This is a genomic window from Pseudomonas sp. SH10-3B (assembly GCF_019891415.1).
Taxonomy (GTDB): domain Bacteria; phylum Pseudomonadota; class Gammaproteobacteria; order Pseudomonadales; family Pseudomonadaceae; genus Aquipseudomonas.
This window is the reverse complement of record NZ_JAFLXD010000157.1, coordinates 1-249: the sequence shown is the minus strand read 5'-3', so window position 1 is coordinate 249 and position 249 is coordinate 1. Positions and strand designations below refer to the sequence as shown.

Below are 249 nucleotides of genomic sequence, written 5' to 3'. Positions count from 1 at the left end.
GCTGACCTCCCATCTGTTCAAGGCCGGCCAAGAACACCAGCGCCAACAAGGCCAACTCCTCAGCCACTACCACTACGACGACCAGCAACGCCTGCATGCCCACGCGATCACCCAGCAACAAGAGCATCTCTACCAACGTCAATACGACTACGACACATCCGGCAACCTCACCCGCCTGCTCGACACCCGCAAAGGCGAACACCACTACCACTACGACCCGCTAGGCCGCCTCACCCGCGCCAACCACTC

At 61.0% G+C, this 249-nt stretch carries 1 protein-coding gene; it reads left to right on the top strand.

Translation table 11 applies throughout. The features are described 5' to 3' along the window. On the top strand, positions 1 to 249 hold a 249-nt coding region (locus tag J1G35_RS30775; protein WP_223016895.1), incomplete at both ends, for a hypothetical protein.